Annotated in this window: 20 protein-coding genes and 5 tRNA genes; 4 read left to right on the top strand and 21 right to left on the bottom strand. The window is 38.4% G+C overall.

Translation table 11 applies throughout. The features are described from left to right. Positions 1-4: 4 nt before the first annotated feature. The 14 genes from rplJ to rpsU all read right to left on the bottom strand — a co-directional run bounded on the left by rplJ (position 5) and on the right by rpsU (position 5724). Positions 5-520 (bottom strand): 50S ribosomal protein L10, encoded by a 516-nt coding sequence (gene rplJ, locus ACTB0Y_RS12715; protein WP_463207201.1) that lies wholly within the window; start codon positions 518-520, stop codon positions 5-7. 21 nt (positions 521-541) lie between these two features. After that, a complete protein-coding gene (gene rplA, locus ACTB0Y_RS12710) occupies positions 542-1237 on the bottom strand; it encodes a 50S ribosomal protein L1 (RefSeq protein WP_463207200.1) in 696 nt (231 codons plus the stop codon). 24 nt (positions 1238-1261) lie between these two features. Next, positions 1262-1699 carry a 50S ribosomal protein L11 gene (gene rplK, locus ACTB0Y_RS12705; protein WP_463207199.1) on the bottom strand — a complete coding sequence of 146 codons (438 nt, stop codon included), beginning with the start codon at positions 1697-1699 and terminating at the stop codon, positions 1262-1264. A gap of 21 nt (positions 1700-1720) precedes the next feature. Then, complete coding sequence (gene nusG, locus ACTB0Y_RS12700) at positions 1721-2254, bottom strand: transcription termination/antitermination protein NusG (RefSeq protein ID WP_463207198.1); 534 nt, start codon at positions 2252-2254, stop codon at positions 1721-1723. Positions 2255-2278: 24 nt separating this feature from the next. Further along, the gene (gene secE / locus ACTB0Y_RS12695; protein WP_463207197.1) at positions 2279-2473 is read right to left on the bottom strand and encodes a preprotein translocase subunit SecE; all 195 of its coding nucleotides are present in this window, start codon (positions 2471-2473) and stop codon (positions 2279-2281) included. 14 nt (positions 2474-2487) lie between these two features. After that, a tRNA-Trp gene (locus ACTB0Y_RS12690) sits at positions 2488-2560 on the bottom strand. Positions 2561-2600: 40 nt separating this feature from the next. Further along, positions 2601-3791: an elongation factor Tu gene (gene tuf, locus ACTB0Y_RS12685; RefSeq protein WP_463207196.1), complete on the bottom strand. Its 1191-nt coding sequence runs from the start codon at positions 3789-3791 to the stop codon at positions 2601-2603. Positions 3792-3854: 63 nt separating this feature from the next. Further along, a tRNA-Thr gene (locus ACTB0Y_RS12680) sits at positions 3855-3926 on the bottom strand. A gap of 9 nt (positions 3927-3935) precedes the next feature. Then, a tRNA-Gly gene (locus tag ACTB0Y_RS12675) sits at positions 3936-4008 on the bottom strand. Between the two features lie 6 nt (positions 4009-4014). Then, positions 4015-4097 (bottom strand) — tRNA-Tyr (locus ACTB0Y_RS12670). Positions 4098-4121: 24 nt separating this feature from the next. After that, positions 4122-4195, bottom strand: a tRNA-Thr gene (locus ACTB0Y_RS12665). A gap of 87 nt (positions 4196-4282) precedes the next feature. Then, positions 4283-4582: a ribosome hibernation-promoting factor, HPF/YfiA family gene (gene hpf / locus ACTB0Y_RS12660; protein ID WP_463207195.1), complete on the bottom strand. Its 300-nt coding sequence runs from the start codon at positions 4580-4582 to the stop codon at positions 4283-4285. Between the two features lie 22 nt (positions 4583-4604). After that, a complete protein-coding gene (locus ACTB0Y_RS12655) occupies positions 4605-5480 on the bottom strand; it encodes a tyrosine-type recombinase/integrase (RefSeq protein ID WP_463207194.1) in 876 nt (291 codons plus the stop codon). Between the two features lie 46 nt (positions 5481-5526). Further along, complete coding sequence (gene rpsU / locus ACTB0Y_RS12650) at positions 5527-5724, bottom strand: 30S ribosomal protein S21 (protein ID WP_463207193.1); 198 nt, start codon at positions 5722-5724, stop codon at positions 5527-5529. A gap of 193 nt (positions 5725-5917) precedes the next feature. On the opposite strand from rpsU, the gene ACTB0Y_RS12645 reads away from it, so the two are divergent. Further along, positions 5918-8077 carry an elongation factor G gene (locus tag ACTB0Y_RS12645; protein ID WP_463207192.1) on the top strand — a complete coding sequence of 720 codons (2160 nt, stop codon included), beginning with the start codon at positions 5918-5920 and terminating at the stop codon, positions 8075-8077. Between the two features lie 72 nt (positions 8078-8149). On the opposite strand, the gene ACTB0Y_RS12640 is transcribed toward ACTB0Y_RS12645, so the two are convergent. From ACTB0Y_RS12640 to ACTB0Y_RS12620, 5 genes are all read right to left on the bottom strand, one after another. Next, positions 8150-9571, bottom strand: a complete 1422-nt coding sequence (locus tag ACTB0Y_RS12640) for a gliding motility-associated C-terminal domain-containing protein (protein WP_463207191.1) — start codon at positions 9569-9571, stop codon at positions 8150-8152. 92 nt (positions 9572-9663) lie between these two features. Further along, complete coding sequence (yidC, locus tag ACTB0Y_RS12635) at positions 9664-11529, bottom strand: membrane protein insertase YidC (RefSeq protein WP_463207190.1); 1866 nt, start codon at positions 11527-11529, stop codon at positions 9664-9666. Between the two features lie 8 nt (positions 11530-11537). Then, on the bottom strand, positions 11538-13157 hold the full coding sequence (locus ACTB0Y_RS12630) for a CTP synthase (RefSeq protein ID WP_463207189.1): 1620 nt from the start codon (positions 13155-13157) through the stop codon (positions 11538-11540). Between the two features lie 15 nt (positions 13158-13172). Continuing rightward, positions 13173-15497, bottom strand: a complete 2325-nt coding sequence (locus tag ACTB0Y_RS12625) for a TonB-dependent receptor (protein ID WP_463207188.1) — start codon at positions 15495-15497, stop codon at positions 13173-13175. Positions 15498-15599: 102 nt separating this feature from the next. Beyond that, entirely contained in the window at positions 15600-17741 is a 2142-nt protein-coding gene (locus ACTB0Y_RS12620) for a DUF349 domain-containing protein (RefSeq protein ID WP_463207187.1), read from the bottom strand. Between the two features lie 279 nt (positions 17742-18020). On the opposite strand from ACTB0Y_RS12620, the gene trmD reads away from it, so the two are divergent. From trmD to ACTB0Y_RS12605, 3 genes are read left to right on the top strand one after another with little or no spacing between them, the layout of a single operon-like run. Then, entirely contained in the window at positions 18021-18704 is a 684-nt protein-coding gene (gene trmD / locus ACTB0Y_RS12615; protein ID WP_463207186.1) for a tRNA (guanosine(37)-N1)-methyltransferase TrmD, read from the top strand. Between the two features lie 13 nt (positions 18705-18717). Further along, a complete protein-coding gene (locus ACTB0Y_RS12610) occupies positions 18718-19962 on the top strand; it encodes a M28 family metallopeptidase (protein ID WP_463207185.1) in 1245 nt (414 codons plus the stop codon). Next, positions 19959-20588, top strand: coding sequence for an HD domain-containing protein (locus ACTB0Y_RS12605; protein WP_463207184.1), 630 nt, complete (start codon positions 19959-19961; stop codon positions 20586-20588). The genes ACTB0Y_RS12610 and ACTB0Y_RS12605 overlap by 4 nt, the downstream gene beginning before the upstream one ends. A gap of 147 nt (positions 20589-20735) precedes the next feature. On the opposite strand, the gene ACTB0Y_RS12600 is transcribed toward ACTB0Y_RS12605, so the two are convergent. Both ACTB0Y_RS12600 and ACTB0Y_RS12595 read right to left on the bottom strand, forming a co-directional pair. Then, positions 20736-23075, bottom strand: coding sequence for an ATP-binding protein (locus tag ACTB0Y_RS12600; protein WP_463207183.1), 2340 nt, complete (start codon positions 23073-23075; stop codon positions 20736-20738). A 21-nt stretch (positions 23076-23096) separates the two neighbouring features. After that, positions 23097-24188, bottom strand: coding sequence for a sensor histidine kinase (locus ACTB0Y_RS12595; RefSeq protein ID WP_463207182.1), 1092 nt, complete (start codon positions 24186-24188; stop codon positions 23097-23099). Positions 24189-24236 lie beyond the last annotated feature (48 nt).

The following is a 24236-nucleotide window of genomic DNA, read 5'->3' as shown; positions in this document are numbered from 1 at the left end:
AATTTTACTTTTTTGATAGTGTTTCAAGAACACCATGAATTTTAGAGCCTCCTGACTGCAATGCTGAAATAACGTTTTTAGCAGGTGATTGCAACAGAGCAACAATATCTCCAAGCAATTCTTCTTTGGACTTGATATTTGCTAATGCTTCAATTTGTTCATCTCCTACATAAACAGCTTCTTCCACAAATGCACCTTTCAGGGTGGGCTTTTTATGCTTTTTCCGGAACTCTTTCATAAGTTTTCCGGGGGCATTACCTACTTGAGTAAACATTACTGAGGTATTGCCTTTAAGTAAATCATAAACCTCGCTATAATCTACATCAGCCTTCTCCATGGCCTTACGTAACAGTGTATTTTTGGCAATAACCAATAATACATCATTTTTAAAGCATACACGGCGAAGGTTCGATGTTTGTTCAGCGTTTAAACCTTTGGTATCAGTCAAATAAAAATGACTGTACTCATTAAGTTTTTCTGTTAGCGATTCGATGATTTGTAGCTTATCTTCACGCTTCATTACTTCGATTCTTTAATTGTGTTAAACATCAAATGACTTCGCATCTACCGGTATACCCATACTCATAGTTGATGAGATAAATACACTTCTTACGTAGGTGCCTTTGGCTGCAGAAGGACGAAGTTTCATGATTGTATTCATGAATTCTGTCGCATTTTCTGCAATTTGCTCGGGACTGAATGATACTTTACCAACTGAGGTATGGATAATTCCATATTTGTCAACTTTAAAGTCAATTTTACCCTGTTTAATTTCCTGAATAGCCGGTCCCAAATCCATGGTAACCGTACCACTTTTAGGGTTAGGCATCAAACCGCGTGGTCCTAAAACACGACCAAGCGGCCCAACTTTACCCATAACAGGGGGCATTGTGATGACAACATCAAAATCTGTCCATCCACCTTTGATCTTTTCAATGTATTCGTCCAGTCCGACATAATCCGCACCGGCATCTTTAGCTTCTTGTTCCTTATCAGGTGTACAAAGGGCCAACACACGTACTTCTTTTCCGGTTCCATGTGGCAGCGTAACAACGCCACGAACCATCTGATTGGCTTTCCTTGGGTCTACACCTAAGCGGATATCCATATCCACAGATGAATCAAACTTAGTATTGGATATTTCCTTCACTAAATTTGCTGCTTCTGAGATAGGGTAAGATTTACCAGCTTCGATCTTCTCCTGTGCTATCTTTTGTTTTTTTGTCAGTTTAGCCATTGCTAATAAGATCTTTGTTTGGTTTTAAAATGGGGCATCACCTTTAGTTGTAATACCCATGCTTCTGGCTGTACCTGCAACCATCTTCATTGCAGACTCAACAGTAAAACAATTCAAGTCGGACATTTTTTCTTCTGCAATTGCCTTAACCTGATTCCAGGTTATAGAAGCTACTTTCAGACGGTTTGGCTCTGCCGAACCGCTTTTTAGTTTTGCAGCTTCTTTTAGCATCACTGCAACGGGTGGTTGTTTAACAATAAAGTCAAACGATTTATCACCGTAAACAGTAATAATTACAGGCAAAACTTTCCCGGCTTTATTCTGGGTCCTGGCATTAAACTGCTTACAGAACTCCATAATGTTTACGCCTTTAGCACCAAGAGCAGGGCCCACGGGTGGTGAAGGATTTGCCGCCCCACCTTTAATTTGCAACTTAATAATTCCTGCAACTTCTTTTGCCATAATTCAAATTAATTCAAAATTTTACTCTTTTTCGACTTGCAAAAATCCCAGTTCTAAAGGGGTTCTTCGCCCGAAAATTTTGACAATAACTTTCAACTTTTTCTTCTCCTCATTGATATGTTCAATAACTCCTGAAAAACCGTTGAAAGGACCATCAATAACCTTCACAGTTTCACCAACGATATACGGCACATTGATTTCTTCTTCTTTTTCAGAGATTTCATCAACTTTGCCTAAAATCCGGTTCATCTCATTGGGCCGAAGTGGAACAGGTTGGCCTTCTTTAGTTCCCAAAAAACCAATTACATTAGTCATATTTTTAATAATATGGGGAACTTCGCCAACTAATATGGCCTCGATAAGCACGTAACCAGGAAAATAAGACCGCTCTTTAGATATTTTTTTACCATTGCGTATTTGGTAAACTTTTTCAGTGGGTATGAGTACCTGAAAGACATAATCTTTCAATGTGGAGCTCATCTCACTTTCTAACAGCTCTTTTACCTTTTTTTCCTTACCACTTACCGCACGGACTACGTACCACTTTTTTTCCATCAGAACCTAATTTTCGCCAATCGCTTAGTAAAACATGCTGTAAATAATCTTCATCACATTGGTGAATGAAGTGTCCATCAAATAAATGATGAGCGCTATAATTAAGGAAGCAACCATTACAACTACTGCACTGTTTTGAAGTTCCTTCAGTGTCGGCCAGCTCACTTTGTGAACCAGCTCTTCATAGACATTCTTAAAATATGTACGAATTTTTCTCATACTTCACAAATTTGCACGGGAGGAGAGACTCGAACTCCCGACACCTGGTTTTGGAGACCAGTGCTCTGCCAACTGAGCTACACCCGTGTATAAAGTGCTTCCCCGAAAGGAAGCACTTATATATTTATTACTCAAGAATTTCAGTTACCTGTCCAGCTCCAACTGTACGGCCACCTTCACGAATTGCGAAACGCAATCCCTGGTCAAGGGCAACAGGATAAATAAGCTCTACAGTGATTGTTACATTATCACCAGGCATTACCATTTCTGTTCCTTCTGGAAGGGTAACAGCACCTGTTACGTCAAGTGTACGCAGGTAAAACTGCGGGCGGTAATTTTTATGGAATGGTGTGTGACGTCCACCTTCTTCTTTTTTCAACACATAAACCTCTGCTTTAAATTTCGTGTGAGGTGTAATTGTTTTTGGGTGAGCGATAACCATACCACGTTTAATTTGGTTTTTGTCGATACCACGCAGTAGCAGACCAACATTATCACCGGCTTGACCTTCGTCAAGAATTTTACGGAACATTTCCACACCAGTAATAACTGATTTTTTACCTTCAGCACCAAGACCCATGATCTGTACATCGTCACCGGTATGAACAACACCAGTTTCGATACGACCAGTAGCCACGGTACCACGTCCTGTAATTGAGAATACATCCTCAACAGGCATCAGGAATGGTTTATCAACGTCGCGCTTTGGAAGTGGGATATACTCATCAACGGCTTCCATGAGCTCCATAACTTTGTCTTCCCATTTTTCTTCTCCGTTCAAACCACCAAGAGCAGAGCCCTGGATTATAGGAGCATTATCGCCGTCGAATTCGTAGAAATCAAGTAGTTCTCGAACTTCCATTTCAACAAGTTCGATAAGCTCTTCGTCTTCTACCATATCAACTTTATTAAGGAATACAACGATTTTAGGGACGTTTACCTGACGAGCAAGCAGGATGTGCTCGCGAGTCTGGGGCATGGGTCCATCTGTTGCAGCAACTACAAGAATAGCACCGTCCATCTGTGCAGCACCAGTTACCATGTTTTTCACATAGTCAGCGTGACCTGGACAGTCTACGTGCGCATAGTGTCGATTTGCAGTTGAGTACTCTACGTGAGCAGAGTTAATTGTAATTCCACGTTCTTTTTCTTCGGGAGCATTATCGATAGAATCGAAATCGCGCTCTACACCGAAACCTTTTTTTGCCAATACTTTAGTAATAGCGGCAGTTAAAGTAGTTTTTCCATGGTCTACGTGACCAATAGTACCGATATTAACGTGCGGTTTTGACCGATCAAATTGTTCTTTTTTAGCCATAACTTCTCAAATTATGTTATTTAACTTTCAATGATGTTTAATTCTCTCAAACATAAAAATTCGAGCCAATGACGGGAATTGAACCCGTGACCTCTTCCTTACCAAGGAAGCGCTCTACCCCTGAGCTACATCGGCGAAAACCAGAGCGGGAGACGGGATTCAAACCCGCGGCCCTCAGCTTGGAAGGCTGATGCTCTATCAACTGAGCTACTCCCGCTTTTAGTGGGGAGAGAAGGATTCGAACCTCCGAAGGCGTACGCCAGCAGATTTACAGTCTGCCCCAGTTGACCGCTTTGGTATCTCCCCGATAAAAAATACATTTGCAACCTGAGCCGATGGAGGGATTCGAACCCACGGCCTGCTGATTACAAATCAGCTGCTCTGACCAACTGAGCTACATCGGCATTTTTTAAAGAACCTACCTTCTTGTTTTCAGGGTTGCAAATGTATAACCTTACTTTTTAGCGTCCAAATAAATAATGAACTTTTTTCTAAATTCCACGAACTTTTTCTTTATGCTTTTTTATTTGTCGCCTTAAAGCTTCTACAGACTGGTCTGTTGCTTCTTCAAACGATTTACATTGTTTCTTGGCAAATAATTCATTCCCGGGAATGCTAATTTTCATTTCAACCAGTTTATTTTCTGTATTCTGGTTTTTACTTAGACGAAGGAATACTTCAATTTCTATAATATTATCAAATAATTGCTCAAGCTTTGCGATCTTAGATTCAATAAATTGAATCAATTTTTGATCTGCATCGAATTTGATTGAATGAATTTTTACGTCCATAATAACCTCCTTTTTAAATATGTTATGCCCGTGGATGGGCTTGATTATAAGTATTTTTCAGCTTTTGAAAACTATTGTGTGTATATATTTCAGTGGCTGCCAGATTTGCATGTCCAAGCAATTCTTTTATGGCATTCAAGTCTGCGCCGGAATTAAGCATTTGTGTGGCAAAGGTATGCCGTAATACATGTGGGCTTCTTTTTTGGAGCGTTGCAATGCGGCTTACATAGTAATTGACTATTCGGTATACTAATTTTGCATATAACTGTTTATTTTTTAGCGTAATAAACAAATTATCTGGTCCATCAGAAAAATGCTTTTTACGAAAGTTGATATACTCTTTTAGTTGATCAAGCAACCAAACAGGAAGTGGAACAGACCGCATTTTATTACGTTTACCTGTAACAGTTATTACGCCCCGGCTGAAATCAACATCATGAATGTTCAAATCAATTAACTCCTGACGCCGCATACCAGTAAGATAAAAAAGATGTAAAATATTTTGGTCTCTCAGTCCTTCAAAATCATTGCTAAAAAAGGTATCATCAAATAAAGCATCCACTTCATTTTCTTTAATAAACTGTGGCAGTTTTTTTTGTTTTTTGGGCAGTATAGCTTCGGCAGCGGGGTTATCTTTAATAAGACCTTCGCGCTGGATAAAGTTGTAATATGATTTCAGACTTGAGAGCTTTCGATGAACAGTAACCGAATTTAAATTTTGGGTTAATAAAAAAATAATCCACCGGCGGATATCTTTGGAGGTAACCGACAATAGATTATTAATTTTTTGATCTTTACAGAACTGTTCAAACTGAATTAAATCAGTTTTATAGGCAGCTATTGTATGTTTGGAAAGGTGTTTTTCAAACACCAAATGTTCAAAAAATGCTTTTGGCATAAAGGTGGAAGGTTTACGTCAAATGTATAAAAATTTAACGTAAAAATTACCCGTTTTGTTCGTCGTTTTGCATTTTTTGTTTGTAAATAGCTTTAATTTTTTGCTCACGCCTTTTAGCTGATGGTTTATCGTATTGCTGACGCTGACGTAGTTCTTTTACTACACCAGTTTTTTCAAATTTACGCTTAAACTTTTTCAAAGCGCGATCAATATTCTCCCCTTCTTTTACCGGAATAATAATCATAATTTCCTGTTTATTTTTCGTTTTAGGGCTGCAAATATATGAACTATTTCATTGAACACAAAAAATTATGTGTTTTTTTCCAGGTTTATGAATGGTATTTTTCCGCAAAAACAATATCCATAAAGTTGGTGATTATTAAATTATTATTAATTTTGACCTCCTCAATCCTAACAAACCTATAAACAAGCATATTATGAAAGTATATCAACCAGATGAGCTCAAGAACATTGCCCTAATCGGTAGTGCCGGCTCAGGGAAAACCACCCTCGCGGAGGCCATGCTTTTCGAGGGTGGCGTAGTGAAGAGAAAAGGTGATATCGACAGTAAAAATACTGTATCAGATTATCACGATATTGAGCACCAACAAGCTCGTAGTATTTTTTCTACGGTTTTATACACTGAATACCAAAACAAAAAGCTAAACCTGATAGACACCCCGGGGCTTGACGATTTTATAGGTGGTGTTGTTTCTTCCTTAGCTGTAAGTGACACTGCACTATTTCTTATTAGTGGACATCAGGGTGTAGAAGTTGGAACTGAAATAATGAGACGTTATACTGACAGGTTTAAAACACCAATTGTATTTGCAGTAAACCAGCTCGACCACGAAAAAGCTAACTATGATAAAACTGTTGAGGACCTAAAAAACAAATTCGGAAATAAAGCTGTACAAGTTCAGTATCCAATTAATCCTGGCATTGAATTTAATGCTGTAATTGATGTCCTTAAAATGAAAATGTATAAATGGGGACCTGAGGGAGGAGAACCCACTATTGAGGATATACCTGACAGCGAAAAAGAAAAAGCAGAAGAGCTGCACAACACATTGGTTGAATCGGCTGCAGAAAACGATGAAGAACTCATGGAGCTTTTCTTTGAGGAAGGCACACTCAATGAAGATCAAATGCGCTCTGGAATTAAAAAGGGACTTATTAATAAAGACCTCTTCCCTATTTTCTGTGTTTCAGCCAAGAAAGATATGGGCGTACGCCGCCTGATGGAATTCATGAATAATGTTGCTCCTCAAACATCAGAAATGCCAACTCCAAAAGACTCGGAAGGCAACGAAATACCTATTGACCCGAATGGGCCTGCTTCCATATTTATATTCAAAACATCTGTTGAGGAGCACCTTGGCGAAGTTGCCTACTTTAAAGTAATGAGTGGGAAAATTGAAGAGGGTATGGACCTGATCAATACACGTAGTGAAAATAAAGAACGTTTATCACAGCTATACTGTGTAGCAGGAAACAACCGAACAAAAGTTGACTCCATGGTAGCGGGAGATATTGGAGCCACTGTAAAACTTAAAGACACCAAAACCAACGATACGCTCAATACCAAAGGATCTGACTGGATGTTCCCATCAATTCAGTTTCCAAAACCTAAATACCGCACAGCCATTGAACCTAAAAACAAAGGTGAAGAGGAGAAAATGGGTGAAATTCTGAACCGCATGGCAGGAGAAGATCCAACCTACGTAATTGAGCATTCTAAAGAGCTGAAACAGGTAATTATACACGGACAAGGTGAATTCCACCTGAACACACTTAAGAAACAAATTGAGAATATTGATAAACTTGAGGTTGATTTTATCACGCCCAAAATACCATACCGCGAAACCATAACTAAATATGCCCAGGCAGATTATCGCCACAAAAAACAATCTGGAGGTGCCGGACAATTCGGTGAGGTTTACATTATCATAGAACCGTTTAAAGAAGGCATGGGAGATCCGAAAAGCTATAAAGTCAACGGTAAGGATATATCAGTTACAAACCGTGGTACAGATGAGCATGAATTACCATGGGGCGGAAAACTCGTATTTGTCAACAGTATTGTAGGTGGATCTATCGATGCCAAATTCCTTCCAGCTATTCTGAAAGGTATCATGGAAAAAATGGAAGAAGGACCGCTTACGGGCTCATATGCACGTGACATCAGAGTAATTGTGTACGATGGAAAAATGCACCCGGTTGATTCAAACGAAATTTCTTTCAAAATTGCCGGCATGCAAGCATTCCGTACTGCATTTAAACAAGCTGCTCCAAAAATTCTTGAACCTATATACAAGGTAGAGGTTATGGTACCATCTGAATTTATGGGTGATGTAATGAGTGATTTACAGGGACGCCGTGCAATGATTGAAGGTATGAACAGTGAAGGTGGATATGAAAAGATTACAGCTAAAGTACCCTTGGCTGAAATGAACAAATATTCTACCTCGTTAAGTTCACTAACCTCTGGTCAGGCTATGTATACTATGAAGTTCGAAGAGTATATGGCAGTACCTGGAGACATTCAGGAAAAACTACTAAAAGAATACGAAGCTGCCCAGGCAGAAAATGAATAAACACAACTATTTTAAATAATAAAAGAGGATGTCAGACGGCATCCTCTTTTTATATGTATAAAAAATATTTTTTTAATTGCCCCCTGTTTTGGAGCTGAATACATGAAAGAAGCCTTTCTTTTCGAATGTTCTGCCATCGTAACCCCGGGCTTTAATTACGTAGTAATAAACTCCTGAACCAACATAATCGCCATTATATTTTCCATCCCATGCATCTTGCTCACTCCACTCTGACCCATTATAATGGTAAACTCTCAGACCGTAGCGATTGTAAATAAAAATTTCAAAGTTCTGGATTGATGTGGATGTCATATTTGTAGGCACATCTAATTGTTCATAATCCCAGTTCTCGATATTTTTAAAATAGAAAACATCATTCTTGCCATCATTATTTGGAGTAATTACATTAGGCAATTCCCCTATAAATGAATTATATATGGTAACATAAAGTCTTTTACGGATAGAGTCGACACATGTATTCTCCTCGTTATCCTGAATAAAAACCCGGCCTTCGGCTTTTAATTTAACATCATAATAGCCTGGGTATTTATAAAGTATTGAATCAAGAGGTTCATAATAATTAGAGGTTCTGAGTATAGCATCGGCGCCATTGTTCACTCTATTGGTATCGTTATAAAAGGTCCATTCATGCAATTCTGCATTGACGGATTTGTTAACAAATCCTAATTTGACAGGGGCCTCAAATAAAAGCGTATCAGGACTGAAATCATCTACATTTCGCGAAGCTTCAAAATCTGCATCAACAGCAATGGCTTCGTAAACAACAGAATCTTCTTTGGTATGGCCTAAGCTGTCTGTAACTGTCACCTTAAATAGGTATGTTTCATATTCAATGGGCGGTGTTGAAAAGTATGGGTTGGGGTTTATTGTTCCAAACTGCAGCGAGTCGAGTAATGTCCATTGCTGTGTTTGTTCATCGAGATAAAAATCCTGCCATTCCCACTGAAGGCCATTTGCTACAGCATAGTTAAGATCCAATGTATCGGGATGGAAGTAAAGGAAAGATATGCCCCCGTCTATACCTTGAATAAACAATTCATTGCATGATTCCTGGTAATATGGTTCTACTATTAAATTATCGAAATAGGCCCACCTTGTGAGGGTGGTATCTAATGTACCATTGGAGAAATGAACCTGATAACCGGGAAATCCGGCCTGTTCAATAGTTCTCAAAGTTAACTGGTTGGTGTCTGCCGCTTGCACTACAAGCTCGCGTTCAATTGCAGTTCCATCGGTATTTCTCCGTATTTTATACCATTGTATGGTTCCTGTGCCAGCATAGGGAAAATGGGCAGTCATTTCAAGCGTATCGCTAAAACCTGTTGGGCCGGGGCCAAATACTACATATATACTGTCAGATCCCACCTGACGCTCATATTTTACTGGTAAAATGGTATCTGCATTACTAACAACTTGAGCAGAAAGGCCCAATGATATAGTGATATACGTAAATATTAATAAAAACCTATACATTAATGGTATTTTTCCAAATCAATATTGTAAACGAACTTATACCCTAAAAAGTACATAAAATACCGGCGAACTTTTAAATTCGCCGGAGGATGCTATCGTCGTTTTTGCTGTTGCTGTTTAGACATCTGTTCCATACGTTGCTGAAATTTAGATTTTTTGACAGGTTTCTTTTTATTTATATTTATCTGTGCCCGAATAGCTTTATCATCTATCATTTGACGGAAAATCCAGGTCTGCGTAAGAGTAATCAACAACGAAACAAAGTAGTAATAACTTAATGCTGATGCATAACTATTAAAGAAAAACAGCATGAAAAATGGCATGATATACATCATTGTTTTCATACCGGGCATACCTGTGCTTTGTGGGTTATTTTTGTTATTCATGTTGATGTAAATAAAGTTTACTATAGTCATCAACAATACGAACAAACTCACGTGATCGCCGTACCATGGTATTTCAAAAGGCAATTGTAAGACAGAATCGTATGAACTAAGGTCATCGGCCCATAAGAAACTTTGCTGACGCAATTCGATAGATGCCGGGAAGAACCTGAATAAAGCAATCAAGAAAGGTAACTGCAGAAGCATTGGCAAACAACCGCCCATTGGACTTGCACCTGCCTTTTTGTAAAGGCTCATGGTGGCTTGTTGCTTCTTCATGGCGTCTTCTTTCTTGGGGTATTTTTTAGTAATTTCTTCAATTTCAGGCTTCAATACACGCATTTTGGCGGTTGAACGGTATGAACGGTAAGTTAAAGGGAACAAACCAGCCTTAATTATTAATGTAAGAATCAGAATAATGATACCGTAGTTTGAGATATATTTCCCTAACCATTCGAAAAGGTTAATAACAATCAGTTTATTGACCCAACCAAAAATACCCCAACCGAGTGGTATTAGTTCCTCAAATTCTTTATCATAAGATTTAAGTCTTTCGTATTTGTTTGGACCAAAGTAAAAATCAAAGCTGTAGTCGCTTTCACGCTGGGCCATATAGGGCATGTAGACTTCGGATGACACATATTTCACAAACTGCTGACTGGCCGTCATTTCGCTCTTAATAAGCAAATCTGTAAAGGGTCTTTCAGGAATTAATATGGAGCTAAAAAATTGCTGTTTAAAGGCTATCCATTCGATTTGTTCATTAAGTTTCTCCTCATCATCGCTGGTTTCAGAGAGGTAATCTACCTCACCGCCTTTAAACCGGTAATAGACAGATGAATTGCGTTCTTCCCACTCATAACCTTTCTCAACACTAGGCATATAAATTGCCCAGTTAAAGGACAGATAATCATTTTTAATTACATCACCCAGGTTATGCAAGTTCACATCGAACTCCACCATGTAGTCATCTTTGTGCAAAGTATATTTATAGTCCACATAGCGATCTTCACCGGCTTTTAGTCTCATAACCAACTGCTGGCCACTGTCGGTTTTTGTTTGTTCGAGTGCTTCAAAGTATAGCTGCTGAGTTTGAATGGGTACCTGCGCATCATTTGTCACCCAATTAAAACCAAACTTTGTAGAATCGCCGTCAAACAATTTGAGTGGCAGCGAATCATATGTTTGGTATTCCTTTAATTTAACATAATAGGGTCTGCCGCCGAGTGCATGAATTTTGACTTCAATTTTTTCATTTTCAAGTGTGTAAGATTCATTCTCACCTTGGGCAGATACGGCAAACGCGCCATACTTTTTCATCAACTTACCACTTGCCGTATCTTCGGATGAAATGACATCCTTTTCCGGAGCGATTGTTGGTTCTGCCTTTTTCTCCACACCTCGTTTAATGTCTTTTTCTTTATCGAGCATTTGGTTTTGCTGCTCCACTTGTGCCAGAGAATCGCGCTGCCTGCGTGCAGCTTCAATTTCTTCTTCGCTTGGGCTGGCAAAATAGCTCCATGCAATCAAGACCGCCCCAATCAGTAATATTCCAATAATCGAATTTCTGTCCATCTCTTACTTTATGATTTATTTTTTACTATTTGATTTACAGCTGCTTTTACAAAACCTACAAATATGGGATGTGGGTTTACAACAGTACTTTTATATTCCGGATGAAATTGTACCCCAACATACCATTGATGTTCGGGGATTTCTACTATTTCAACTAAATCTGTATCTTCATTGATCCCTGTGGCCATCATTCCGGCTTTTTTGAAGTCCTCAAGATACTTATTATTAAATTCATATCTATGTCTGTGGCGCTCCCAGGTATGCGTTGTATTATAGGCTTTTGCAGCCAGAGATCCTTCTTTTATCTGGCATGGATAGGCCCCCAAACGCATTGTTCCGCCCATATCGAGTATATTTTTCTGATCTTCCATAAGTGCAATAACCGGGTATTGGGTTTTTCGATCCATTTCGGTAGAATGTGCTCCTTTAAATTTTAGTACATTCCTTGCAAATTCGATCACTGCACACTGCATTCCCAAACATACGCCTAAGAAAGGAATGTTATTTTCCCTTGCATAACCCGCAGCGAGCAACTTGCCATCAATGCCTCGATGGCCAAATCCCGGTGCAATAAGTATACCAGCACAGTCTCTAAACTTTTCTTTGAGGTTTTTTTCTTCAATTTCTTCTGAGTGCACCCAACAAATATTGACTTTTACATTATTTACTGCTCCTGCATGCACAAAAGATTCTGCTATGGATTTATAGGCATCGGGAAGCTCGACATATTTACCTACAAGGGCTATCTTTATTTCACTACCGGGATTATGAAGGCGGTGTAAAAATTCTTTCCAGGGTTTCATCTCAGGCTCTTCCAAAGGATCGAGTTCCAGTTTTTGCAGTGCAATTCGATCAAGGCCCTCGTCCTGCATCTTGAGCGGGACTTCATAAATGGTTTTTACATCGATCGACTCAATTACAGCATCTATATCTACGTTACAAAATAATGCCACTTTTTGCCGCACATCATCGGGCAGGGTATACTCTGAACGCAGTACAACTACATCTGGTTGAACGCCAGCTTCCAGGAGCATTTTCACCGAGTGTTGTGTTGGTTTTGTTTTCAGTTCGCGGCTTGCCGCAAGATATGGCACCAATGTGAGATGAATAACCATACTCTTCCGGCCAAGCTCCCATTTTAGCTGCCGCACTGCTTCGATATAAGGCAGGGATTCAATATCTCCTACGGTACCTCCTATTTCTGTAATTACAACATCATATTTATCCCGGTTACCTAATAATTTGATACGACGCTTTATTTCGTCTGTGATATGTGGAATTACCTGAACGGTTTTCCCAAGAAAGTCGCCACGGCGTTCCTTATCAATTACAGATTGGTATATACGACCTGTGGTGACATTGTTGGCCTGAGACGTTGCAGCACTTAAAAAACGCTCATAATGGCCGAGGTCAAGATCTGTTTCGGCGCCATCGTCAGTTACAAAACACTCTCCGTGCTCATAAGGGTTCAGGGTTCCGGGATCCACATTAAGATATGGATCTAATTTCTGGATGGTTACTTTATATCCTCTTGACTGAAGCAATTTAGCCAGGGAGGCTGAGATTATTCCTTTTCCCAACGATGAAGTAACACCACCTGTAACGAAAATATAACGTGTATTTGCCACAATATTGATTTTTATCTAAAATTTAAAGGTTATTCCAAAACTAGGTAATACAGGTAACTGGTAAATTACCTCATTAGCCAGTCTGTTTACATAAAAAACATTGTTTCTGTCATATACATTGGTCACACTTGCAACTAATTCCACCTCTACATCTCCTTTCAGGTAAAACTTACGTTTCACATTCAAATCCAATCTATGGTATGAGGTAAGTCTTCTTTCGTTTATTTTGCCATATATGGTACCAATATCTCCGGTTGTGTTTGTATACTCGTCATTCATTGAATTAAGAGACAGGCTCTCATAATAAGCTACTGATGATGTAAAGGGCAATCCGCTACCGTAATTCCAACGCATGCTCACGACCCAATTCAACTTTTCTCCAAAGGTATATGAGGTAAGAAAATTTATATTTAACCGCCGGTCGAAATGTGGTGGATATTCAATTAAAACGGCCTGCTGGGTGAGATCGTCATAAAAATATCCTGTGCGATTAACATAACCCCATGAGCCAACAGTCCAAATATACCAGCGTTTGTAATCATATTTGATGGATAAATCAAATCCATAGGCATCGCCTTGTTCGAACATGTAACTGGTTTTTAATATATCAGGAATATCATTGAATGTTGTATTTTCATCGAATCGTTTATTGGGGTTTATGTTAATGAGTGGGTTCATGTATTTGTAATATGATTCGAAATTGAATGTAATGCGTGAATTCAAATCAAATTCTACCCCTCCTACAATGTGTTTAGCTTTTTGCAACTTGGTATCAATCTCTTCTCCTCTGAAGGAATTAGGGAGGCTCTCCGGCGAACTAAGAAAACCATAAAACAGGTCTACCACACTGCGTTGAGAGTTTGCAGCAATAAGATTTTGGCTATAAAAACCGCCCGATGCTTTCAGCCGAATTTCGTCAGTTATTTTATATTTCATCCCCAGCCGTGGTTCTAAAGATGGTTCACCCAGCGAAGCGTAATAAATAAGTCGCACGCCCGGTTCTACTATAAAATTTCCCCATTGACCTTTGAACTGAATAAAAGTGCTGTATTCGGCTGTATTTTGTTGGTGATTTACATTAAAACCATATGCGTTATAAAATGAGTAGTCGGTTGCAAAACTAGAGAAATCGAAACCATAAGATATTTCGTTTTTTCCAATAAAGGATTTCACGCCCAATCCAAACCCAAAATCGCTTATGCTACTTGAGCTGGGCTGTATTTCGCTGGTTTCCATACTTATTTCATAGTTGGAAAAATTCACATTAAAATCAATGATACTATTAGACTGAGACGGGACAACAACAGCTGTTGCGCCACCACCGCCATTGCTCCACTTTAGATCTGTAAGGCCCTGATAGTTTACCTGGTCGGTGAAATTAAATCCAAACACATTAAATTTATTTCCACTTTCGCCGGTAAGTGAAACCTTACCGTATAAATCTGTAAAACTGAATGGTAAACCATCTTCGTTCACATAACTGTAAAGTTCTTTTGAAGATTGTTGGAGATACGAATGTTTCACTGAAAATGCATAAGTTACGGAACTTGGGTTTTCTTCGGTAAACTTTTTTAACGGACCTTCCAAAAGCATACTGGAGGCAAAGGTGTTCATACTAACTTTTCCTGCAAATTTTTTCTTATTACCCTGTCTTGTACGCAAATCCATTATTGAACTTATTCTGCCGCCATATTCTGCATTAAATCCACCTGTATAAATATCGGCATTGAGTAACAAATCAGTATCAAAAACAGAAAACATACCTATTGAATGGAACGGGTTATAAATGGTCATTCCATCGAGTAGTACTTTATTGTGAATGGGAGCACCACCCCGAATATAAAGCTGACCTCCCTGGTCGCCTGTAAAAACCACACCAGGCACAACCTGTATATACTGCGCAATATCTACCTCAGCACCGACAGATGGCATTTTTTCGATCTGTCGGGGCGAAATTTTTACAACTGCTGTATGTACCTGATTTTTCATTTCTTGCCTTTCGGCACTAACAACAATATCCTGAATTGTGATAGATGCCGGTTGTAAATACAAATTTTTTGTGACTGGCTTGCCAGAAATTATTTCAACATCAACAACCAATGTATCATAGCCTAAATATGTAACCATGAGCTCGTAATTCCCGGCTGGTACTTTCGAAATAAAATAAAAGCCATTTACATCAGTAGCGGCTCCAAAGTTGGTTCCTTTTAGCACTACGTTTGCAAATAACGCCGGCTCACCAGTTTCTTTATCATAAACAAAACCTTTTACACTGCCTTTTTGTGCAAACGCACCAGTAACATACAAAAGAGTAACAAACAAAAATATTTTCTTCATCATAAACGGGTATTTTAACAGCCAATTACAGCAAAAGCTGCACATTAACTGCAATAGAAATTATTACACATTCAACAAACTGAAAATTAAACGGGTAGTATATTTTTAATCGTCCAGTTCGTCCAGAACATCTAATTTTTTACGGAGCAAAGATATACGTTTTTTGGCTCGCTCAATTTTTTCCTGGATTTCATCTACGAGTGCATTTGAAGATTTAGAATCGTTAAAGAACCCAATATTGTTTTCGTAGAGCGTAATTTCGTTTTCCAGGTCTTTTATTTTATTGATAATTTTATTCCGTTCGGGTCCAATTTTCTTTTTTAAACGTGAATTATCCAACCAATTTTCGATTTTATTTCTGAAGTTCATAAGATTTCGCGTCTCATCTTCGATCTTCATACTGTCGAAATGCTTGTTTATGGCCTGCCTAAATTCTTTTTGCACCTCGTCTTTTTTATCGAAAGGCACAAAACCAATTTCGGACCATTCTTTTTGATAATCACTTAAAGTTTTAAGATCTGCCTCATCGTTGCCGGTTAATTCAAAATTTTTCACTTTCTCAATTAACTGATTTTTATCTTCCAGGTTATCATCCTGTCTTTTGTCGATATTGGAGAAAAAATCTTTTTTGGCTTCGAAGAAATGGTCGCAGGCTGCTCTGAAACGTTTCCATAGCGCCTCAGAATTTTTTCGTGGAACGGGGCCGATTTGTTTCCATTCCTTTTGCAACTGAATAAAGTCACCGGTAGTTTTTTTCCAATCTGTACTTTCTTTCATTGCCTCTGCCTGCTCGCACAGTTCATTTTTCTTATCAAAATTCTCTTGTTCTTCGGCATGCTTCTCGGCAAAATAGGCCCGTTTAGCATCAAAAAAGGCATCACATGCAGATTTAAACCGCTGATAAATTTCGTTATTATATTTTTTAGGAGCAAACCCTATTGTTTTCCAAAGCTTTTGAATCTCAATAATTTCCTTACTTTTTTCTTCCCATTTTTTGGGTTTAACTAGATTAAGTTTATTGATTTCCTCCACTTTTTTACAAAGCGCTTCTTTTGCCTCCAAATTTTTTTGTTGATCTTTCTTTAGTCCTTCGAAAAATTCCTGGTGGCGCTTATTAATTTTTACTGTAGCTTCTTTAAAACGCTCCCAGGTATCTTCTTTCTTTTCGCGGGGAACAGGTCCAATCTCACGCCATTGCTGATGATACTCCTGCAGTGTTTTAAAGGCTTTTACAACACTCTCTTTCAGGAGCAGCTGTTCGGCTTTTTCGCATAAATCAATTTTGGCATCTAGGTTTTTCCGAAGGTCAAGATCGCGCAGTTCTTTATTGATTTTTACATAGTCGTAAAACTGCTCTACCGCAAAATGATATTTTTCCCAAATAGCTTTAACTTCACTCTGGGGCACTTTGCCAATCTCTCTCCATCGCTCCTGCAATGCACGAAATTCCTGAAAAGTTTTATTCAGAGATTCTTCTTTATTGATAAGATTTTTTATGCTCTCGATAACCTCATAACGCGCCGTGAGGTTATCTTCTTTATTCTTTTCAACTTTGTCCAGGTAAGCAGCTCTTTTATCTTTATATAGCTGCATTAAATTATTGAAATTCTCATTTATGGGGTCGGGAGTCGGCTGAAATTCCTTTTCATTTCCTTCCTCTTCTAAAAAGGTCTCTTTTTGCTTGACCAGATCGCGTTGATGTTTTTTATAAAACTGGCTTTTAATGGCCTCGACCCGTTTGCGGATTTTTTGTATTTCAAATTCGTTGAGTAATCTTTCCAACTCAGAAGTTAATTGGTCTTTACTCAATGCACCATAATCGGAATAGTCACCTTCCTCTTCATCTTCATAGGGACTCTGCGCTGGCGGCAATAGCTCATCCTGCTCAGCATAAGAACCTGTTACATCGTCGCTTTCAGTATTTTTGTTCTTGCCCTGATCTGTACCATCATCGTTTTCCCGCGCCTCATCGCTCGCTCCTGATGATTGGGAATCTGCTTTTTCCTGTTCACTTTCTACTTCCGAATTATCGGCAATTTCTACTTCAACCTCCTTATTTTTAGACGCTTCCACTTGATCTTTCGCTGGAGATTGCTCTTCGTCAGAAGTTAAATTAGCTGATTCTTCATCTGGCGAAGATTGTGATTCTGTCAAATTTTCATCAGGTCGCTGGTTTTCAGCGTCTGATGCATGAGAATTATCATTCTCAGGCGTCTGCTGCTTTTCGTTGAATTCATTAGTATTCATACTACGGCGGTATTTTGCTCTGTTTTATTGAAAAACTCCTACTTTAAACCTTACGAAAATAGATATTTCATTGAAATTCCTCAAAAATATTGCGAACTGTTTTTATATTTTTAAGTTTCAAACGAAAATTAGTCAATTAATTACGATAAATGGTCGTTATTAACCACATTTTATCTATCCATCATTAAAGGGTTTCTCTATTTAAAAAGTTCGCCAACATAAAACGAATAATACAATACCCGACGACTTACTAATTTTTGCTAATTTTGCACAAAAAAAATGCGCATCGATATACTTGCTGTGATTCCTGAAATTCTTGAGAGTCCGCTTAACAATTCCATAATTAAAAGAGCACGCGAAAGTGGTGCTGCAACTATTCAAATTCATAGTTTAAGAGCATACTCAGACAACAAACATAATAGAATTGACGATTATGCTTATAGCGCTGGTGCGGGCATGGTGTTGCGCATTGAGCCTGTTTACAGAGCTATTGCTGATTTGAAATCGCAAAGGGAATATGATGAAATTATATATACATCGCCCGATGGAGATGTGTTTAATCAGCAACAAGCGAATCAGATTTCTACTTTTAAAAATATTATTATTTTGTGCGGACATTATAAAGGTATCGATCAAAGAATCAGAGATCATTTAATCACAAAAGAGATATCTGTAGGAGACTATGTATTAACCGGAGGCGAACTGGCGGCTGCTATAATAACAGATAGCGTGGTGAGGTTGTTACCCGGCGCCATGGGAGACGAAACCTCAGCACTTACAGATTCTTTTCAGGATGGGCTTTTAGCACCACCTGTATACACGCGGCCGGCAGACTTCAACGGATGGAAAGTACCCGATGTACTATTATCCGGCAATGATGCTGCTGTAGAAGATTGGAAAATGCAACAAGCCCTTGAGCGAACTAAAAAATTAAGACCCGACCTGCTGGATGACAATGAATAAAAAATACATACAAATGAATATTTTTAAGCCTTTTTTTTTACTTACGCTATTGTTTACGATAACAACAGCCCACACTCAAGACAAAACCTTTGCAACGAAAATTATTGAGAGATTAGCTTCTGAAGCTTTTGACGGCCGTGGTTATGTGAATAATGGCGACATTAAGGCTGCGAGATATATAGCTGCAGAGTTCAAAGAGATTGGTGCAACACCTATCGGAAAAAGCTTTTTACAACCATTCAACATTTCTATTAATACCTTTCCGGATACCGTTTATGTGGAAATTGACGGGATAAAATTGGCGACAGCACGCGATTATATGATTGGTGGTGGCTCACATAAAACTGAAGGCACGTTTGAGCTTATACATTTGGATACAAGTGCTTTAAAAAACACCGAAGATATCAAAAAAAACCTTCACAACAAGGTGGTAGTACTACCATCTGTTGCAGAGCGTGATGAGCGCACATACAAACTAAATGCAGCAGGTTACATTTTTACGCATAAAAAGAACATGTATTGGCGGTTAAGCGATGCTGTTGAGGTAAAACCTTATTTTTATCTTCATACTTACGATTCCCTTATTAACAAAGCAAAGCGTATATCGATAAAAATCAACAATAATTTTTATAAAAATTATCGCACAGCAAATGTTATAGCCATGGTAGAAGGCAGCATACAGCCAGATTCGTTTTATGTTTTTACGGCGCATTACGACCATCTGGGGCGCATGGGAAAGAATGTGTTTTTTCCGGGGGCAAACGACAATGCCAGCGGTACAGCCATGATACTGGATTTGGCCAGACATTACAGTAAACCCATGAACAAACCTGAATATTCAATGATTTTTATGGCTTTTGCTGCTGAAGAATGTGGTTTATTTGGCAGTAATTACACTGCAAAGAATCCACCTGTAAGATTAGACAGAATTAAGTTTCTCTTCAATCTCGACATGGTAGGTTCAGGCAGTGAAGGAATAGGAATGGTCAATGCTAAAGCACAGCCGCGGGCAGATAGTTTAATCAATGAAATTAATAGTACAAAGAAATATTTTGCAGACATCAGATCCGGAGGAGCCAGTTGTAATAGTGACCATTGTGCTTTTGCGAAAAAAGATGTGCCGGCAATATTTATTTTCACAAGAGGGAAAGAATACAGACATTACCATACACCTTCCAACAAAGGTCCTGTTCCACTTACAAAATGGAATGAGTTATTTAATTTATTAGGTGATTTCATGCGCTTGTATAAAAAATGAAAGATATAACCCTTATCGATAAAGCTGCAAATTATGTGCGAAGTGTACTTTTAAACTTCGAAGAAAGTGGACATGATTGGTTTCATACCTACCGGGTTTGGAAAACAGCGAGAGAAATAGCAAGATATACAGAATGCAACCTACAGATAGTGGAGCTCGGTGCTCTTTTCCACGATATTGCAGACGCAAAGTTTACGGAAGGAGATGAAACACTTGCCCTAAAAAAAACCGAAAAATGGCTACGGCAGGCAAAAGTGGAAGAAAACGATATTATTGCAATACTTCACATCGTAAATAACATATCGTGGCGTAAACATTACAAATTTGATTCAAAAAAATATCCTGAGCTGGCCATAGTTCAGGATGCTGACAGGCTGGATGCCATTGGTGCCATTGGTATTGCCAGAGCTTTTAGCTATGGAGGATTCGCTAACCGCCCTATTTACTTGCCACCATCAGAAATAAAAGATTTTAAAGAAAATCGGGATACCATTACTCATTTTTACGATAAATTATTACACATAAAAGACAGCCTGCATACCACCCATGCCCATCAAATAGCACAGCAAAGACATGCATTTATGCTCCAATTTTTGGATCAATTTAAAAATGAGTTAGAAAATTAACCATAACATGAATAATTACCACGAATGCGAGAGATTTCACACAAAAATACAAGAAAACACCTGATCTAACTTTTACCTTCAGAATCTTTTTTTTATTTGACAGGCACAATCAGTTCCATATTATAAAACTGAAATTAAACATTAAAATTAGTTAACCTGACCCATTAAATACTTCACTTTTTGAAGCAATGTGTAAGAAGATATGGGTTTTGATACATAACTATCGCACCCTGCATCGAGCGCTTTTTGTTCATCTTCTGCGAGTGCAAAAGCTGTAGTGGCAATAATGGGAATGTCAGGGGCGATTTTTTTAATATACCTCGTTGCATCATATCCATTCAGTTCAGGCAACCGAATATCCATAAGAATAAGGTCTACCGGCTTATTTTTCACGAACTCAATAGCCTGATAGCCGGTAGAGGCCCTGTAGACATTTACGTGCTTTTTTTTCAGCATTGAAGCCAGATAATGATATGAGGTATCTTCATCCTCTACAATAAGCACATTTTTATGAGCAAACTGCTTCCACTCATTTAAATCATTAACTCCCTCATGGTCGACACCTCCCTGGTTATATGGGATTGTGAACATAAAAACAGAGCCCTCTCCTTCAACAGAATCCACATTAATTGAGCCACCCATTAACTCAACCAATCCACGCGATACGGCAAGTCCAAGCCCTGTACCCCGATAGATTTTATCTGCCGGATTATCGAGTCTTCTAAAACGCTCAAAAATATATTTTCTGGCCATTTCAGGAATACCTATACCTGTATCGTTTACTTTAAACTCAAGGAAATTGTTCTTTTTGTATAATTCCACAGTAATTTCACCAGTTTCAGTAAATTTTACAGCATTAGAAATTAAATTTTGTAAAACCTGCATCAACCTGCTTTTATCGGCATTAATGTGTGCCTGACTTTGATCTGGTAAGCCTTCAAACTTCAATTCCAGGTCTCTATCGCTCATATCGAGTTCTTTCTGGTAAACTTTTTCCAGATCGCTCAATAAATCATTAATGTTAAAATCAACAGGATTCAGCTTTAGCAAATTTGCCTCAATCTTAGATACATCAATTATATCATCGATAAGTTGAAGAAGCTGATGGCTGTTTTTTTCAATTATGTTGAAATATTCCTGCTTTTCATCGTTTGGTATTTCTTCCTGGAGCAGCAGCTCAGCAAACCCAATAACGCCGTTCATAGGTGTGCGTATTTCATGCGACATATTGGCCAAAAATGCTGATTTCAGCCTATCTGATTCCTCTGCAATAAGCTTGGCTTTCACGAGTTCTTGTTCTGCCTGTTTTCTTGCAGTAACTTCGCGCACTATGGACAGCACCTCGCCATTACCACCAGGGACCATCCGTGCTTCAAAATGTGCTGTACGGTTATTCACTTGTAACTGATACTCATGAATTACGTGCTGTTTACTCTTTAGTACTTGTTTTATTTTTGCATGGTTCATACTGGCGATTTCCGGCGGTAACAGATCTATTGCTTTTTTACCAATAAGTTCATCAGACTTAACAAATAATTTTTTCATGTGTCCTTTAGGGGCATGAAAATCCAAAAAAACGCCGTGTGCATCCTGAGTAAACATCATATCCGGAATTGCTTTGAGCATAGCATCCTTCTCCTGGGTCTCGCGAAAATGTTCAGTTTCTAAGTTACGTAGGTCTGAAACATCTTGTAGAATACCAAAAACCACAACTGTATCACCTGTATCTGTGATTAGCTCACAATGAATTAAATGATATCGCATTTGTCCCTTAATGCGGGCTTTGTATTCATACTCAAATCTTCCGTGTTTCTTTATATAATCCTTAAGCCCCTTTGTTATTGCAGCCTGATCCTCACTATGAAGGAATTTAAAAAAATCAGCCATACCAAAGTTTTCCACCGTTTCAAGCTGAAATAAATTTGCGGCTTCTTCAGAAAAACTTGCCTTGTCGGTCTTCAGGTTCCATTCAAAATAAGCCAGGCGGGCAATTTCCTGAGCTCGCTTTAGCTTATACTGGCTTGTTTCAACCAACCGTGCAATGTTCTTGCGTTCAGTGACATCCATTACGAGAAAAACGTAGCGCTCCTTTTCACTACCTATAATAGGAGCTATTCTACCTTCGAACCATTTGAGTTCAGCTCCTATAGGTAATTGATATTCTATAATTGACGGATTGCCCGTTTCTTTAACTTTCTTTATACCTTCATTGGCTTTCTTTGTAACGTGTTCGGGTAAGACTTCGCTGAAAGTCTTATTAAGCAAATAGGATAAATTTTTGTATAACAGCTCTTCTTTGTCTGTTAAAATATCGAGGTAAGTGCCTTCACCGTCAATAAGAAAGACGATATCGGGCAAAGAATGAATAATCGTTTCGAGGTAGCCTAGCTGATTAACATCCGATTGACTGTCCAACAGTGAGCGTAAGCGCTTATTTTCTGCTTCAAGCTTTTTTATTCTATCTTCATATGAACTGTAGTCCTCCATGTGGCTTTGTTTTAGAAAAAGTTACTCGTTTTCTTTTTCCTGATTACCTTTCAAAGGCAATGAGAAAGAAAATGTACTCCCTTTCCCCGCTTCACTTTTAACCATTACATCGCCTCCGTTTCGCTTAGCAAACTCTTTGCACAATATTAGTCCCAATCCTGTTCCTTCTTCGTTGGCTGTTCCAACCTGAGATTTATTGTAACCAATTTTAAACAATTTATCCAAATCTTCATCGTTTATTCCAATACCTTCATCCTGTACACTTGTAATTAGCATACCATCTTCAATGGTGGTGAATACATTAATTTTACTATTGTGGTTACTAAACTTTATGGCATTGGTCAGGATATTACGTAGTATGGTATTTACCATATCGGCATCTGCCCACACTTCTGTATCTTGATCTACATTGTCTTCAATTTTTATTTGCTTTACCTCAGCACTGGCATGGGTTAGGGAGAAGTTATCCATGAAAATACTATGCATATTTAACTTTCTGGGTTTATATGATAGTCTGCCTGTTTGTGCCCTGGACCACTGTAATAAGTTTTCAAGAAGCGAATGAAGTTGCTTTGAAGATTTGTGTATTAATTCAATAAACTCTTGCTTCTCTTCATCAGTAAAGGAATTCATATCCTGTGCCATAACCTCGGTTAATCCAAGAAACCCTGCAATCGGGTTTTTTAAATCATGTGCAATAATAGAAAAGAATTTATCCTTGCTGGTGTTAAGTTCATGAAGTTGTTTGCGCTGATATTCAATTTCTTTTTTCTGATTGTTGATGATGTTGTATGCTTTGCGCAAATCAACCATTTTACCGAAAAGTTCTATGGTACGTTTTCGGAACTTGACATAAGTATTTTCAAGAGCTGCACGCTTACGATTTATTTCTTCATTTTTCTTCTCGAGCTCCTCATTTTGTATACTAATGATTTTTTTAGCCTTTTTGAGGTCAATCATTTTACCAAAGAGCTCAATGGTGCGCTGACGCGATTTTTCGTTTTGCAACTCAATCTTTTTTCGGTGCTTTTCCAGTTCGTCATTCTTGTCCTGCACCTTTTTTATAAGCTCTGTCAGCCGCTCTTTTTCACTATTTGAAAATCTTTCTTCCATCTGAAACCATATATTGTGTACAAAGCTAAAAAAAATTGACCTTTACAA

Source organism: Salinivirga sp. (genome assembly GCF_055145285.1).
Note: the sequence above shows the minus strand (reverse complement) of the source record. Positions and strands in the feature narration are given on the sequence as shown.

Excerpts from the sequence above, each read along its gene's own strand:
- rplJ (WP_463207201.1), bottom strand. The coding sequence starts at position 520 with ATGAAGCGTGAAGATAAGCTACAAATCATCGAATCGCTAACAGAAAAA.
- rplA (WP_463207200.1), bottom strand. The coding sequence starts at position 1,237 with ATGGCTAAACTGACAAAAAAACAAAAGATAGCACAGGAGAAGATCGAA.
- rplK (WP_463207199.1), bottom strand. The coding sequence starts at position 1,699 with ATGGCAAAAGAAGTTGCAGGAATTATTAAGTTGCAAATTAAAGGTGGG.
- nusG (WP_463207198.1), bottom strand. The coding sequence starts at position 2,254 with ATGGAAAAAAAGTGGTACGTAGTCCGTGCGGTAAGTGGTAAGGAAAAA.
- secE (WP_463207197.1), bottom strand. The coding sequence starts at position 2,473 with ATGAGAAAAATTCGTACATATTTTAAGAATGTCTATGAAGAGCTGGTT.
- tuf (WP_463207196.1), bottom strand. The coding sequence starts at position 3,791 with ATGGCTAAAAAAGAACAATTTGATCGGTCAAAACCGCACGTTAATATC.
- hpf (WP_463207195.1), bottom strand. The coding sequence starts at position 4,582 with ATGGACGTAAAAATTCATTCAATCAAATTCGATGCAGATCAAAAATTG.
- ACTB0Y_RS12655 (WP_463207194.1), bottom strand. The coding sequence starts at position 5,480 with ATGCCAAAAGCATTTTTTGAACATTTGGTGTTTGAAAAACACCTTTCC.
- rpsU (WP_463207193.1), bottom strand. The coding sequence starts at position 5,724 with ATGATTATTATTCCGGTAAAAGAAGGGGAGAATATTGATCGCGCTTTG.
- ACTB0Y_RS12645 (WP_463207192.1), top strand. The coding sequence starts at position 5,918 with ATGAAAGTATATCAACCAGATGAGCTCAAGAACATTGCCCTAATCGGT.
- ACTB0Y_RS12640 (WP_463207191.1), bottom strand. The coding sequence starts at position 9,571 with ATGTATAGGTTTTTATTAATATTTACGTATATCACTATATCATTGGGC.
- yidC (WP_463207190.1), bottom strand. The coding sequence starts at position 11,529 with ATGGACAGAAATTCGATTATTGGAATATTACTGATTGGGGCGGTCTTG.
- ACTB0Y_RS12625 (WP_463207188.1), bottom strand. The coding sequence starts at position 15,497 with ATGATGAAGAAAATATTTTTGTTTGTTACTCTTTTGTATGTTACTGGT.
- ACTB0Y_RS12620 (WP_463207187.1), bottom strand. The coding sequence starts at position 17,741 with ATGAATACTAATGAATTCAACGAAAAGCAGCAGACGCCTGAGAATGAT.
- trmD (WP_463207186.1), top strand. The coding sequence starts at position 18,021 with ATGCGCATCGATATACTTGCTGTGATTCCTGAAATTCTTGAGAGTCCG.
- ACTB0Y_RS12610 (WP_463207185.1), top strand. The coding sequence starts at position 18,718 with ATGAATATTTTTAAGCCTTTTTTTTTACTTACGCTATTGTTTACGATA.
- ACTB0Y_RS12605 (WP_463207184.1), top strand. The coding sequence starts at position 19,959 with ATGAAAGATATAACCCTTATCGATAAAGCTGCAAATTATGTGCGAAGT.
- ACTB0Y_RS12600 (WP_463207183.1), bottom strand. The coding sequence starts at position 23,075 with ATGGAGGACTACAGTTCATATGAAGATAGAATAAAAAAGCTTGAAGCA.
- ACTB0Y_RS12595 (WP_463207182.1), bottom strand. The coding sequence starts at position 24,188 with ATGGAAGAAAGATTTTCAAATAGTGAAAAAGAGCGGCTGACAGAGCTT.